Source organism: Aneurinibacillus sp. XH2, from assembly GCF_001439585.2.
GTDB lineage: Bacteria > Bacillota > Bacilli > Aneurinibacillales > Aneurinibacillaceae > Aneurinibacillus > Aneurinibacillus thermoaerophilus.
This window is the reverse complement of the sequence record NZ_CP014140.1, coordinates 3,583,517-3,597,500: the sequence shown is the minus strand read 5'-3', so window position 1 is coordinate 3,597,500 and position 13,984 is coordinate 3,583,517. Positions and strand designations below refer to the sequence as shown.

At 45.6% G+C, this 13,984-nt stretch carries 12 protein-coding genes and 1 rRNA gene (1 of these 13 only partly in view); all 13 read left to right on the top strand.

Going from position 1 to position 13,984, the window contains the following annotated elements; genetic code table 11:
• Positions 1 to 550 (top strand): 23S ribosomal RNA (locus ACH33_RS18065); it begins 2,386 nt to the left of the window's first position.
• 272 nt (positions 551 to 822) lie between these two features.
• Positions 823 to 1,692 carry a MurR/RpiR family transcriptional regulator gene (locus ACH33_RS18060; RefSeq protein WP_057897105.1) on the top strand — a complete coding sequence of 290 codons (870 nt, stop codon included), beginning with the start codon at positions 823 to 825 and terminating at the stop codon, positions 1,690 to 1,692.
• A 1-nt stretch (position 1,693) separates the two neighbouring features.
• Positions 1,694 to 2,854 (top strand): M20 peptidase aminoacylase family protein, encoded by a 1,161-nt coding sequence (locus ACH33_RS18055; RefSeq protein WP_057900176.1) that lies wholly within the window; start codon positions 1,694 to 1,696, stop codon positions 2,852 to 2,854.
• Positions 2,851 to 3,690, top strand: coding sequence for a hypothetical protein (locus ACH33_RS18050; RefSeq protein WP_057897104.1), 840 nt, complete (start codon positions 2,851 to 2,853; stop codon positions 3,688 to 3,690). The genes ACH33_RS18055 and ACH33_RS18050 overlap by 4 nt, the downstream gene beginning before the upstream one ends.
• Positions 3,687 to 4,799, top strand: a complete 1,113-nt coding sequence (gene menC / locus ACH33_RS18045; protein WP_057897103.1) for an o-succinylbenzoate synthase — start codon at positions 3,687 to 3,689, stop codon at positions 4,797 to 4,799. Before ACH33_RS18050 ends, menC begins: the two co-directional genes overlap by 4 nt.
• Positions 4,800 to 5,105: 306 nt before the next feature.
• The gene (pstS, locus tag ACH33_RS18040; RefSeq protein ID WP_204244850.1) at positions 5,106 to 6,230 is read left to right on the top strand and encodes a phosphate ABC transporter substrate-binding protein PstS; all 1,125 of its coding nucleotides are present in this window, start codon (positions 5,106 to 5,108) and stop codon (positions 6,228 to 6,230) included.
• Positions 6,231 to 6,311: 81 nt separating this feature from the next.
• Positions 6,312 to 7,235: a phosphate ABC transporter permease subunit PstC gene (pstC, locus tag ACH33_RS18035; protein WP_057897102.1), complete on the top strand. Its 924-nt coding sequence runs from the start codon at positions 6,312 to 6,314 to the stop codon at positions 7,233 to 7,235.
• A complete protein-coding gene (gene pstA, locus ACH33_RS18030; protein ID WP_236781927.1) occupies positions 7,232 to 8,113 on the top strand; it encodes a phosphate ABC transporter permease PstA in 882 nt (293 codons plus the stop codon). Before pstC ends, pstA begins: the two co-directional genes overlap by 4 nt.
• 20 nt (positions 8,114 to 8,133) lie before the next feature.
• A complete protein-coding gene (gene pstB / locus ACH33_RS18025) occupies positions 8,134 to 8,883 on the top strand; it encodes a phosphate ABC transporter ATP-binding protein PstB (RefSeq protein ID WP_057897101.1) in 750 nt (249 codons plus the stop codon).
• A gap of 294 nt (positions 8,884 to 9,177) precedes the next feature.
• The gene (locus tag ACH33_RS18020; RefSeq protein WP_057897100.1) at positions 9,178 to 9,636 is read left to right on the top strand and encodes a CtsR family transcriptional regulator; all 459 of its coding nucleotides are present in this window, start codon (positions 9,178 to 9,180) and stop codon (positions 9,634 to 9,636) included.
• 36 nt (positions 9,637 to 9,672) lie between these two features.
• Positions 9,673 to 10,194, top strand: coding sequence for a protein-arginine kinase activator protein McsA (locus ACH33_RS18015; protein WP_057897099.1), 522 nt, complete (start codon positions 9,673 to 9,675; stop codon positions 10,192 to 10,194).
• A gap of 12 nt (positions 10,195 to 10,206) precedes the next feature.
• The gene (locus tag ACH33_RS18010; protein ID WP_057897098.1) at positions 10,207 to 11,274 is read left to right on the top strand and encodes a protein-arginine kinase McsB; all 1,068 of its coding nucleotides are present in this window, start codon (positions 10,207 to 10,209) and stop codon (positions 11,272 to 11,274) included.
• Between the two features lie 42 nt (positions 11,275 to 11,316).
• Positions 11,317 to 13,761, top strand: coding sequence for an ATP-dependent Clp protease ATP-binding subunit (locus ACH33_RS18005; protein ID WP_057897097.1), 2,445 nt, complete (start codon positions 11,317 to 11,319; stop codon positions 13,759 to 13,761).
• Positions 13,762 to 13,984 lie beyond the last annotated feature (223 nt).

The window sequence follows — 13,984 nt, the reverse complement described above, 5'->3', positions numbered from 1 at the left end:
CGAGACCTACAAGTCGAGCAGGGACGAAAGTCGGGCTTAGTGATCCGGTGGTTCCGCATGGAAGGGCCATCGCTCAACGGATAAAAGCTACCCTGGGGATAACAGGCTTATCTCCCCCAAGAGTCCACATCGACGGGGAGGTTTGGCACCTCGATGTCGGCTCATCGCATCCTGGAGCTGAAGTAGGTTCCAAGGGTTGGGCTGTTCGCCCATTAAAGCGGTACGCGAGCTGGGTTCAGAACGTCGTGAGACAGTTCGGTCCCTATCTGTCGTGGGCGCAGGAAATTTGAGAGGAGCTGTCCTTAGTACGAGAGGACCGGGATGGACGCACCGCTGGTGCACCAGTTGTTCCGCCAGGAGCACAGCTGGGTAGCCATGTGCGGACGGGATAAGCGCTGAAAGCATCTAAGCGTGAAGCCCCCCTCAAGATGAGATTTCCCACAGCGTAAGCTGGTAAGACCCCTTATAGATGATGAGGTGGATAGGTTCGAGGTGGAAGCGTGGCAACACGTGGAGCTGACGAATACTAATCGGTCGAGGGCTTAACCAAAGATAGACTGGATGTCCTGTGCGTCATGTTTCTTCTGATTCAGTTTTCAAGGTATAATAGAAATAATCCCTTATCCAATTGTAAGCTGGATAAGGGATTATTTTTGTTTTTAAGTTTTTTATTTTAAGGCACACTTCTAAAATTTTTTGTAAAAAACGCATATTAATTTCTCTTGCCTAAATACAGAAAATTTATTATACTCATTTATGAAGTATATACTTCATAAATATTAGAATATGAAGTAATAGCTTCTTTATTGGAGGAGCATGAACATGTCTTTTCGAGAAAAGATCAGCAACGTTTTTCATAATTTAACTGCTGGCCAGAAAAAGGTGGCCCGATATGTGCTAGATAATGCGCATGAATTTTCAAAAAATACAGCGGCTGAAATCGGCAAAAAAGCTGGTGTCAGTGAAACGACGGTTATTCGTTTTTGCCATGCTGTTGGCTTTGAAAGCTTTATTCAAATGCAGCAGGCTGTCTGGAATGAACTGCTTGAATCGAATTATACTCTGTATTTGCACAGAAAATCCTCTTCGATCGCTGAGAATGCGCAGGATAATCAGACGGATATTCTTGATGAAATTATGAAAAATGATATGTTCCATATCGAGAAAACGTTTAAAGAGTTGTCGCGCTCAACCTTTCGAGAGGCTGTTCATTACCTTAAACAGGCATCTAACATTCTCGTTGTCGGCCATCGTACATCCTACGCGCCAGCATCTTGGTTATCTTATACCCTTAACCTTTTGCGTGGTGGGACCAGGCTTTATCGTCCAGACACGGATGATATGGCTCAATGGATAGCGGAAATGGACCGGAATTGGGTGGTTCTGGCGCTCTCTTTTCGGCGCTATGCAAAGGAAACATTGCGGTTAGCCCGTTTTGCCAAAGAAAAAGAGGCCTGTATTATTGGAATTACAGATAGCCCTGTAGCTCCTATAAGCCGTTATAGTAACTTTGTTCTTCCTGTAGCTGTAACCGAGTCTACACTCGATTCTATACCGGCGCTTTTTTCTTTATTAAACGCATTGGTTACTGCAATATCGATTGAGAAAAACATAGAAATTACCGAGAAGCTCACGCGGTACGAAGAAACGTACGAACGTGTATATCTGGAAAAGGGGGAGAATCGTGAGTGATTTGAAAACGGAAGCCCAGGCTTTGTATCCGGAAATTATGCAGACTTTTGCTCACCTTCACGCAAATCCGGAAGTTAGCTGGAAGGAAGTTAAAACTACAGAATTTTTAGTAAAGAAACTTCATTCTCTTGGCCTCAAGACCATTACTTTTTCCGATTGCACAGGGGTTGTCGGGATATGGGAAAACCTATCTTCTGGAAGTACGGATGGAAAATCATTAACCGTGGCGTTGCGAGCCGATATTGATGCGTTGTGGCAAGCTGTCGATGGAAAGTGGAGGGCAAACCATTCTTGTGGGCACGACGCTCATATGACGGTTGTGCTTTCGGCAGTTCAACTTCTGAAAATAAGCGGATTCATCCCAGATGGCACAATAAAAGTTATTTTCCAGCCGGCTGAAGAAATGGGGGCCGGCGCTTTAAAAATGGTCGAGAAAGGCGTTGCAGATGATGTCGATTATTTGTACGGCGTGCATCTGCGCCCGATACAGGAACTTCCAGACGGGAAGGCGTCACCAGCAATATACAACGGAGCTACCCTTCTTGTACGCGGCGAAATTCACGGCACGACAGCGCACGGTGCGCGTCCGCATTTGGGGGTAAATGCGATCGAAGTAGCATCGGCTTTGCTGCGGGCGATTCAAGACATTCACATTAATCCGATGATTCCCTCCACGGTGAAGATGACAAGCTTGCATGCTGGAGATGAAGGAAGTAGTAATATTATCCCTGATTACGCAAAGTTTACGCTTGATGTCCGAACACAGTCCAATGCAGTGCTGGATGAATTATATGAAAAAATACAGACAGTTGCTTGTCATACGGCGGCGATGTTTGGCGCTCGAATTACACTTTGGCCGGAAGGCAGAACCGCGGCGGCCGAAGTTGCTGAAGAGGCGAAAGTGTTTATGAAACAGGCGATCGAAGATGTGCTTGGAGCAGAAAATACGGCGCCAGATGTTATTACGCCTGGCGGGGAGGATTTCCATTTTTATACGCTTGAGCGTCCCCGCATTAAAGCCACAATGCTGGGTTTAGGGTGCGGGCTTAAACCAGGACTGCATCATCCGCACATGACGTTTAATCGGGAAGCGCTGATTTCTGGTGCGCGAATTATGGCGCGTGCCGTTGTTCATACCTTTGAAAAAGGGGGGGCAAAATGAAGGATCAGCTTACGATTCTTGCGATGAATACCGTTGAGGAAATCGAACGAATTACGGAACTGGAAAAGCAAATTTGGCAAACCGATACACCCATGCCGGTAGACCAAATGCTAACGGCAGCCAAGCATGGTGGAATCGTTCTGGGGGCTTTTGTGGGAGAGAGGCTCGTGGGTTTTCAATATAGTTTTGCAGGTTATAATGGTCAAAAGGCATATGTTTGTTCGCATATGTTAGGTACACATCCAGATTTTCGCCATATGAAAATCGGTGAAAAGCTGAAATGGGCCCAGCGTGAGGAGGCGCTTAAGCTCGGATATGACCTTGTTACATGGACATATGACCCGCTTGAATTGGTGAATGGATATCTTAACATCCATAAGCTGGGTGCGGTTTGTTCCACATATATAGAAAATTGTTACGGAAATATGCAGGACTCATTGAACAGTGGGATCGCATCCGATCGTTTTCAAGTAGAATGGCATATCCGAAGTGAACGAGTGGCACGAAGAGCGAAAGGTGAATTGACACCAAAAGCTGAAATCCCCAAAAAATTCCTTATGGATTGGAGAACAGATATACACAATGATCCTGTTCCAGGAAAGGCAGACTGGAGACAACTGCAAGAGAATCATGTTCTCTATGTTCCGGTTCCTGCCTACTTTCAGCAAATCAAGCGGCGAAATAAGCCACTCGCCATTGCTTGGCGGGAGGCGGCGCGGGAAGTATTCGCCCGTTTGTTTTGTGAGGGCTGGGCGGTAACAGATGTTATCCGGAACGATAAAGAAGCGCCGGTTCATTTTTATGTACTACATAAAAAAGGGGAGTGTATGGTATGAGAATCAAACAAATCATTTTGCGTCACATGAAAATGCGGATGCTGCGACCATTTACCACCAGCTTGGGCACCGAATATGATAAGGAGTTTATTGTAGTAGAAGCAAAAAGCGAAGATGGATTATCGGGATGGGGAGAGTCTGTTGCGGCGATTGAACCTTTCTATAAAGAAGAAACCGTCAAAACAAATTGGCACATTCTTGAAGACTTCTTAATTCCGCTTGTACTTGAAAAACCGATTGCTCATCCGGATGAATTGAATGAAGAACGCTTTAAGCCTATTCGGGGCAATTACATGGCCAAAGCGGCGATTGAGGGCGCCATTTGGGATTTATATGCTAGACAACAAGGGATTCCGCTTGCGAAAGCGCTAGGTGGAGAAAAGAAAAAAATCGAGGTCGGTATCAGCCTTGGAATCGAGGAATCGGTGAATGAATTGTTATCGCTTGTCGAAAAATATGTACAAGAAGGGTATAAGAGAATTAAAGTGAAAATTAAGCCTGGCTGGGATGTAGAAGTGGTACGCGCCGTTCGTGAACGTTTTCCAGACATTCAGCTTATGGCTGACGCGAACTCTGCCTATACACTGGCAGATGCAGAGCGACTCAAAGCTCTTGACGAGTTCAATCTTACAATGATTGAACAGCCGCTTGCACATGATGACATTGTTGATCATGCCGAATTACAGGCGCAACTAAAAACTCCGATCTGTCTTGATGAGAGCATTCATTCTGTTGAAGACGTACGCAAAGCTATCAAACTGGGAAGCTGCGGCGTTATTAACATCAAGATTGGTCGCGTAGGAGGATTGACGGAAGCGAGGAAAATACATGACCTGTGCAAAGAGCGCAATATTCCGGTTTGGTGCGGCGGTATGTTGGAAGCAGGAATCGGTCGTGCGCACAATGTGGCCATTACTACATTGTCTAACTTCATTCTCCCCGGCGACACAGCTGCTTCTTCCCGCTATTGGGAAAAAGACATTATTACACCGGAAGTCACGGTGGAAGACGGATGGATTACTGTACCAGAGAAACCGGGAATCGGCTATGAGCCAGATCATGACTGTATGGATAATTTTACCCTATATAGCAAATCTTATTTTGCATAATCAGGAAAAAATACGGAGTGCTTGTATGACGCAAGCACTCTTTTTTGTTTACATATTTCTTAACATTAAATTTACAATTCGTTCTCAGGTTCACAAAAGCAAAGAGAAACAAGTAGTTTCCAAGGTGGGATGATGCTAGTAAAGCCTGTATTTTTAACGGTGTAAACACTTTGTAAAGATAGGTTAAAGATCGTGTAAAACACCTTGTTGTGCCTGTATTCCTCGATTATTATGAACAACGTAATTATTCAACACAAAAGAAAAAGTAAAACCATTTTACCAAAAATCTTAAGGGGGATTCTCGCAGTGAAGTTGAAGAAGCTCGGCGTACTACTTTTTGCGCTCGTGATGATGTTTTCTCTCGCGGCGTGTGGCTCTTCTGGCCAAAGCTTAAAACCGGAAGGAAACAAAGAAGCTGCAGCAGGAGGAGAACAATCTTCCGGCGATGGGAATGCAGGTTTGTTAAATGGCGCGGGTTCCAGCTTTGTAAATCCGTTATTCTCCAAAATGTTCAGCGAATATTCCAAAGAACACTCTGATGTAAAAGTGAACTATCAGGCGATCGGTTCCGGTGGCGGCATTAAGCAATTGACAGCCAAAACGGTTGATTTCGCTGCTTCTGACGCTCCGATGAAAGAAGATGAAATTAAAGCTGCCGGCGGTAACGTGCTGCATATTCCAGTAACGCTTGGTGGCGTAGCGATTGCATACAATCTTGAAGGTGTAAAAGACCTGAAATTGACTCCAGAAAACCTTGCCGACATTTATAACGGCAAAATCAAAAAGTGGAACGATCCAAAAATCATGGAGAATAACAAAGGTGTAAAACTTCCTAATGCGGATATTTTCCCAGTACACCGCTCCGATGGTTCGGGTACGACTCATATCTTTACAACATATCTGAATAAAGCAGTTCCGGATATGTGGTCAAAAGAACAGACAGGCAAATCCATCAAATGGGCGAATGTTGGTACCGGCGCAAAAGGTAACGAAGGTGTAGCAGGACAGATACAAAACACTCCGGGTTCTATTGGATATATCGAGCTGGCATATGTTATCCAGAACAATATGACCGCCGCGCAAATTAAAAACAAAGAAGGCCAATTCGTGGCTCCGTCTCTCGAATCTGTAACAGCTGCCGCAAAAGGCGCGCTGACGAATATTCCGGAAGATTTGAAAGTGGAACTGAACAATCAGCCTGGCAAAGACAGCTATCCGATTGTCGGTACAACTTGGGCGCTTGTTCCGGAAGATCTGAAAATGGATAAAGCAAAAGCAGAAAAAATGCTGACCATGCTTAAGTGGGTTGTAACGGACGGGCAGAAGTTTGCGTCTGATTTGCAGTATGCGCCGCTGCCGAAAGAATTGCAAGATAAGTGCGTGGAGCAGTTGAAAAAAGTAAAAGTAGATGGGCAACCGGTTCTTAAATAATGAAGAAGCACAAGGAAAAGCGTGCAAAAAACTCCGCGGAGTTTTTTGCCGCTTTTTTCAAGAGAATGGGGAGTGTAATCCTTGAAGAAAAGATATGGAGATCAATTGTTTAAAGGCATCGCGTATATTTTTGGTTTTTCCATTATTGCCTTGCTTGGCATTATGGTATGGGAAATGTTTCGCGGGTCAAGCTTTGCCATTGAAAAGTACGGTCTCGACTTCTTGTTTAGTTCGAATTGGGATCCGGTAGCTGAACAGTTTGGTGCATGGCCCTTCATTTATGGAACCATTGTTTCTTCACTTCTTGCATTGGTTATCGCAACACCCATTAGCGTGGGGATTGCTATCTTCCTTGTTGAGATTGCCCCGAAATGGTTTCGGGATATCGTAGGTTTCTTAATCGAGCTTTTGGCGGCTATTCCTTCTATCGTATACGGCTTATGGGGCATTTTTGTGCTTGCTCCGATTATTCGCGAGTATATCGCCCCTTTATTTATTAACACGTTAGGAAAGTTTATTCCATTTTTTGCGGGTCCGTCCTTCGGGGTGGGGATTTTTACCGCGGGTGTGATTTTAGCTATTATGATTATCCCGACTATCGCTTCCATTTCTCGCGAAGTATTGATGGTTGTTCCTAACGCGCAACGTGAAGCTGCTTTGGCTTTAGGCGCGACGAAATGGGAAATGATTCGTACAGCTGTATTAACATATTCGCGTTCAGGCATTCTCGGCGCGATGATTATCGGCCTTGGCCGCGCCATCGGCGAGACGATGTCTGTCACTATGGTTATCGGAAATCGACCGGAAGTTCCGGATTCAATATTTGACCCCGCCTACACGATGGCGAGCGTCATTGCTAATGAATTTAATGAAGCCTCCTCTGACATTTATATATCTACATTAATTGAGATTGGCTTCTTGCTGTTTGGTGTTACTTTGTTGGTCAATATTTTTGCACGCTTCCTCGTGTGGTCAACGTCTAAAGGCGTACAGGAGGCGAAATGATGGAAACGGTATTAGAAAATATGAAAAAACAAAAAGTAAATAAGTTAAGCGCCAATCTGGGGCGCCGCCGCATGTTCAGCGGATTCATGATTACGCTGACTGTTATCAGTATGATCTTGGCACTGACCCCTTTGTTCAGCATTTTAGGATATGTTATCGTTAAAGGTTTTTCGGCTTTAAATCTTGCGTTCTTCACTGAATTGCCCGCTCCTCCCGGAGAAGCCGGCGGTGGTATGGCGAACGGTATTATAGGTACGTTCACGCTTATTAGTTTAGCATCTGCCATCGGTATTCCAGTAGGACTAATGGCTGGTATTTTTCTTTCGGAATATGGTCGCAACCGTTTTGGTAAGCTAGTTTCTTTTTTGACTGATATTATGCTGGGTATTCCTTCCATTGTCATCGGCATCGTGGTTTATGCGCTCGTCGTGCTTGCGATGGGTGGGTTCTCCGCGTATGCGGGTGGCATAGCGCTGGCATTTATTATGATTCCAGCAGTAACGCGCACGACGGAAGAAATGTTGAAGCTAGTACCGAACCATATCCGCGAGGCGGGGCTTGCACTTGGAATTCCAAAGTGGCGTGTTATTATGCTTATTATTTTACCAACCGCGTTGCGCGGCATTATTACTGGCATTATGCTCGCCATCGCCCGCGTATCGGGTGAGACGGCGCCGCTGTTGTTCACGGCGTTCGGGAATATGTATTGGAGTCAGTCGCTGAATGAACCGATTGCTTCGATGCCAGTGCTTGTATTTAACTACGCGATTTCCCCATACGCGGAATGGCAGGCGCAGGCATGGGCCGGCGCGCTGACGTTAATTTTGATTGTTGTAGTTCTGAATGTATCAGCGCGTCTGATTACAAGAAAGCGATAGAAGATACGAGGTGGAGACCAATGATTGAAGCAAGAAACCTAAATTTATGGTATGGGGATTTTCACGCCATAAAAAATATCAACATGACCATTGAAAAAAATAAAGTAACCGCGTTTATTGGCCCTTCAGGCTGCGGTAAATCGACATTTCTGCGTGCGATTAACCGGATGCACGAAGTGATCGAAGGCGCAAGAGTAGAAGGCGAAATCTTGCTGGAGGGAGAAAATATTTACGGTCCGGATCGCGACCCGGTAACGGTACGTCAGCAGGTAGGTATGGTATTCCAGAAGCCGAATCCATTTCCGACGATGTCGATTTATGACAATGTGGCGGCCGGTCTGCGTATTAACGGTTTTAAAGATAAGAAGAAGCTGGATGAGATCGTAGAGCGTTGTTTGACACAAGCAGGATTATGGAACGAAGTAAAAGATCGTTTACACAAAAATGCGATGGGACTTTCCGGCGGTCAACAGCAGCGCCTATGCATCGCCCGGACGCTGGCGGTGGAGCCGGAAGTCGTGCTTATGGATGAACCGACTTCCGCCTTGGACCCGATTTCCACGCAGAGAGTAGAGGAATTGCTGTTTGAGTTGAAAAAGAAATATACTATTATCATTGTAACGCATAACATGCAACAAGCAGCGCGCGTATCCGATTACACAGCATTCTTCCTCCTCGGAGAAATGATTGAATTTGACCAGACAGAAACGATCTTTACTAATCCTCAGGATAAAAGAACGGAAGATTATATCACCGGTCGTTTTGGATAAAATATCGGCAGCCCTCTCCTTCTTTGAGTTTGGGTTGCCTTCTTTGTATAGACAATATGCCTCTTCTTCTATGACATTTTGCTGCTGATCGAAACGTTCACGGAGAACCTGAAGTAAGTTTGCTTCAGGTTTTTTTATAGGGATAAAAAAGGTTATATAAGAATAGGAACAAGAAAATAGGTCAACAATAAAAGTACAATCCCTTGCATTTTTTTTAAAATGTCATTATAATTAAAGTCAAAGAAAGTCAAAGTCAAATCGAAGAAAAAGCGAACCGGTGAAGGAGGTGTGTACATGAGGAACATATCGGACATCATTGAGCAGCATTTGAAAAAAATATTGCAGCAAAGCAATGGTGCGATTGAAATTCAACGCAGCGAATTAGCTGATAAGTTCCAATGTGTGCCTTCCCAGATTAATTACGTAATCAGCACCCGGTTTACAGTAGAGAAAGGATATATTGTGGAAAGTAAGCGGGGTGGTGGCGGCTATATCCGCATCCGGAAAGTTGAATTTATTGATAATCAGCGCTTTTACAATGTGCTAATGGAAACGATCGGAGAGAGTATAACCGCTACTGCCTGCGAAAATATTATTGAACGGTTACGGGAAGAACGTATCATTTTACCAAAAGAAATGCAGATGATGAAAGCGGCGACCGGAAAAGTCCTGTCGGCTGTCCCGGTTCCGCTCCGGGATCGTCTTCGCGCGGAGATTCTCCGGGCGATGCTGACCACGATTTTTATTTATTAGCTTATAGAAATATGTGTACTCGGGAGGGAAGTGGATATGATTTGCCAGGAATGTCAACAGCGTCCGGCAACGCTGCATTTCACCAAAATTGTTAACGGAGAAAAGACAGAATTTCATATTTGCGAAGTATGCGCGCAAGAAAAAGGGGATATGTTCCCTGGTGGTATAAACAACTTTTCGATTCATCATCTGTTATCCGGATTATTAAACAACGCCGAACCTGGTGTTAATGCGTTTAAGGTACAACAGGAAGCGCCACTACGTTGTGAGAAGTGCGGGTTAACATATGCTCAATTCAGCAAAAGCGGAAGATTCGGTTGTAGCAATTGTTATAAAGCGTTCGAAGAAAAGCTTGACCCGCTTTTCCGCCGCGTGCACGGCAATACACATCATAGCGGCAAGGTACCTGAACGCTCGGGAGGAGCGATCAAATTAAAGAAAGAAGTGGACCGACTTAAGGAAGAGCTACGGAAGCGTATTGAGCGCGAGGAGTTTGAGGAAGCGGCAAAGCTGAGGGATCGGATTCGTGAACTAGAGCAACAAATCGCAGGTTTGTAGGAGGGAAAACATATGTCTTTCCAGAAGTTTATAACCAATGCGGTAAGTGAATGGATGAATGGCGACGGCCAGGATGCCGATATTGTCATCAGCAGCCGGGTACGATTGGCCCGGAATTTACAAGACCAGCCATTTCCTATGCTGGCCACAGATTCGCAGCTGGAGCAGGTTCTGGGAAGAGTGGAGCAGGCCATGCAGGATGAGGCGTTTAAACAACAAGAAAACTTTGAAATGATACGGATGGACACTTTGACTCCGTTACAGAAGCGCGTGCTGATGGAGAAGCATCTTATTAGTCCAAACTTGCTTTCCGAATCGCGCAAAGGCGCTGTTATTCTTAGTGAAAACGAAGCCATTAGCATTATGGTCAATGAAGAAGACCATTTGCGTATCCAGTGCCTGTTTTCTGGACTTCAGTTAAGAGAAGCATGGAAAGTGGCGGATAGGGTGGATGATATTTTTGAAAAGTATCTGGACTTTGCTTTTGACGAACGGCGGGGTTTTCTCACCAGTTGTCCGACCAATGTCGGAACCGGCATTCGCGCTTCAGTCATGATGCATTTGCCGGCCCTTGTGCTAACCCAGCAAATTAACCGCATTTTGTCCGCAATTACACAGGTAGGGTTAGTAGTAAGAGGGCTATATGGCGAAGGCAGCGAAGCTGTAGGAAATCTATTCCAGATTTCCAATCAAATTACGCTTGGGCAATCTGAGGAGGAAATCATCGAGAATCTTATCAGTGTCGCGCGGCAGATTATCGATCAGGAACGCGCAGCGCGCGAATATTTAATGCAGAATCGCAGACTGCAACTAGAGGATCGCTTGTGCCGTTCATATGGCATTCTGACCAATGCGCGCACTATTGAGTCAAAGGAAGCCGCAGAACGGCTTTCCGACGTAAGACTCGGCATTGATTTGGACATTATTAGAAATGTGCCGCTAAGCGTCATGAATGAATTGATGGTTATGACACAACCGGGATTTTTGCAGCAATATGCAGGCCAGCAGTTGACGCCTGATTCCCGTGATGAGCGCCGGGCGCGTCTAATCCGGGAGCGGTTAAAGTCAGCGATGGAATAAGCAGTAAAGAATAATTATACTTCATTCGGAGGTGTTTGTTTTATGATGTTTGGTCGTTTTACGGAAAGAGCGCAGAAAGTTTTGGCGCTTGCCCAGGAAGAAGCGGTTCGTCTAGGTCATAAAAATATCGGAACTGAACATATTCTTCTTGGCCTAATCCGTGAAGGGGACGGTATTGCGGCGAAAGCCCTGCAAGCGTTGGGGCTTGGCCTTGATAAAATCCAGGGTGAAGTTGAAGCTCTTATCGGTCGCGGCGGCGAACAGCCGACCAATATCAATTATACGCCGCGCGCCAAAAAAGTTATTGAGCTTTCAATGGATGAAGCAAGAAAATTAGGTCATACGTACGTTGGTACGGAGCATATCCTGCTCGGCTTAATCCGTGAAGGCGAAGGTGTGGCAGCGCGCGTGCTTAACAATTTAGGCGTAAGCTTGAACAAAGCGCGCCAGCAAGTGCTTCAATTGCTGGGTAGCAGTGAAGCGATGTCTTCGCACCAGCAAAACTCAAGCAGTGCGGCAGTCAATACGCCTACGCTCGATAGTTTGGCACGCGACCTAACGGCGGTGGCGCGCGAAGGCGGCCTGGATCCTGTTATCGGACGCTCTAAGGAAATTGAGCGTGTCATTCAAGTGCTTAGTCGCCGTACGAAGAACAACCCGGTTCTTATCGGGGAGCCGGGCGTTGGTAAAACTGCAGTTGTGGAAGGATTGGCCCAGCGTATCGTGAGCAACGAGATTCCGGAGACCCTTCGCAATAAGCGTGTGATGACGCTTGATATGGGGACGGTTGTTGCTGGCACGAAATATCGGGGTGAATTCGAAGACCGTCTAAAGAAAATTATGGATGAGATTCGTCAGGCAGGCAATATTATTTTATTTATTGATGAGCTACACACCCTTATTGGTGCAGGCGGCGCGGAAGGCGCAATTGATGCTTCCAATATTCTGAAACCGTCTTTGGCTCGCGGTGAGTTGCAGTGCATCGGTGCGACAACATTGGATGAGTACCGCAAGTATATTGAAAAAGACGCGGCTTTGGAACGTCGTTTCCAGCCGATTCAGGTAGACGAGCCAACACCAGAAGAAGCGGTGCAAATTCTGTTTGGTCTGCGTGACCGTTACGAAGCGCACCACCGTGTTAAGATTACAGATGAAGCGATTCGCCAGGCTGTATATTTATCTGACCGCTACATTTCCGACCGCTTCCTGCCGGATAAAGCGATTGACTTGATTGATGAAGCGGCATCGAAAGTACGTTTGCAATCATACACAATTCCACCGAACTTGAAGGAGCTTGAGCAGAAGCTTGAGGAAGTTCGCAAAGAGAAAGACGCGGCTGTGCAAAGTCAGGAGTTCGAAAAAGCGGCTTCCATGCGTGACAAAGAGCAGAAGCTACGTGAAGAGCTTGAGAGAACGAAGAACGAATGGCAGGAAAAACAAGGTCAAACTGACTCTGAAGTGACTCCGGAAGATATTGCAGCTGTTGTAGCAAGCTGGACCGGCATTCCGGTTGTGAAATTGAAAGAAGAAGAAACCGAACGCTTGTTGAAAATGGAAGAAATTTTGCATAAGCGTGTAATTGGTCAGGAGGAAGCGGTAAAATCCATTTCCCGGGCTGTACGCCGAGCACGTGCCGGATTGAAAGATCCGAAACGCCCAATTGGTTCCTTCATTTTCCTGGGACCAACAGGTGTCGGCAAAACTGAGTTGGCTCGTGCTCTTGCAGAAGCGTTGTTCGGTGACGAAGATGCGATGATTCGCATCGACATGTCCGAATATATGGAGAAACATTCTACTTCTCGTCTGGTTGGAGCGCCTCCGGGATATGTCGGATTTGACGAAGGGGGGCAGCTAACCGAAAAAGTGCGCCGTAAACCGTACTCTGTGGTGCTGTTGGACGAGATTGAAAAAGCACATCCTGAAGTATTCAATATTCTACTACAAGTGCTTGAAGATGGTCGTTTAACTGACTCCAAAGGGCGAACAGTAGACTTCCGCAATACGGTTATTATCATGACTTCCAATGTTGGGGCCGATTTGATTAAGAAAAACACAACGCTTGGCTTTACAACGCCGGACAGCACAAAACATTATGAAAACATGAAAGACCGGGTACTTGCGGAATTGAAACGCAATTTCCGTCCGGAATTCCTAAATCGGATTGACGAATTGATTGTATTCCATTCTTTGGAAGAAACGCATATTGCGGAAATTGTTCTACTTATGACGGAACAGCTGCGTAAACGCCTGAACGAACAGGATATTGACTTTGTCCTCACTGAGGAAGCGAAGAAATTCCTAGCAAAAGAAGGATACGATCCGGCGTTTGGTGCTCGTCCGCTGCGCCGCGCGATTCAGCGTCACATCGAAGACCGCCTGTCGGAAGAGTTGCTAACTGGAAATATTAAGAAAGGCGACACTGTAAAAATTGATGTGGTAAATGGCGAATTAATGGTGGAAAAAGCGAGCGAGTCTGTCTCTAAGTAAAGAGACGACGCGTAAAACGCGAACGATAAAATACAGAAGAGGCTCTCCTTGAGAAAGTATGCTTTGCTCAGGAGAGTCTTTTTATGTGAATAGGAAAGTGTATGGCTAAGCTTGTTAGCTTGCGTTAAGGCTTGGCACTAGCTGAGTTTTCTTTATAGAATAATGGTTAGGAAATGCTCAACAAAGCAGGAGTTTGACATATATAGCAAGAAAATATTGAAGA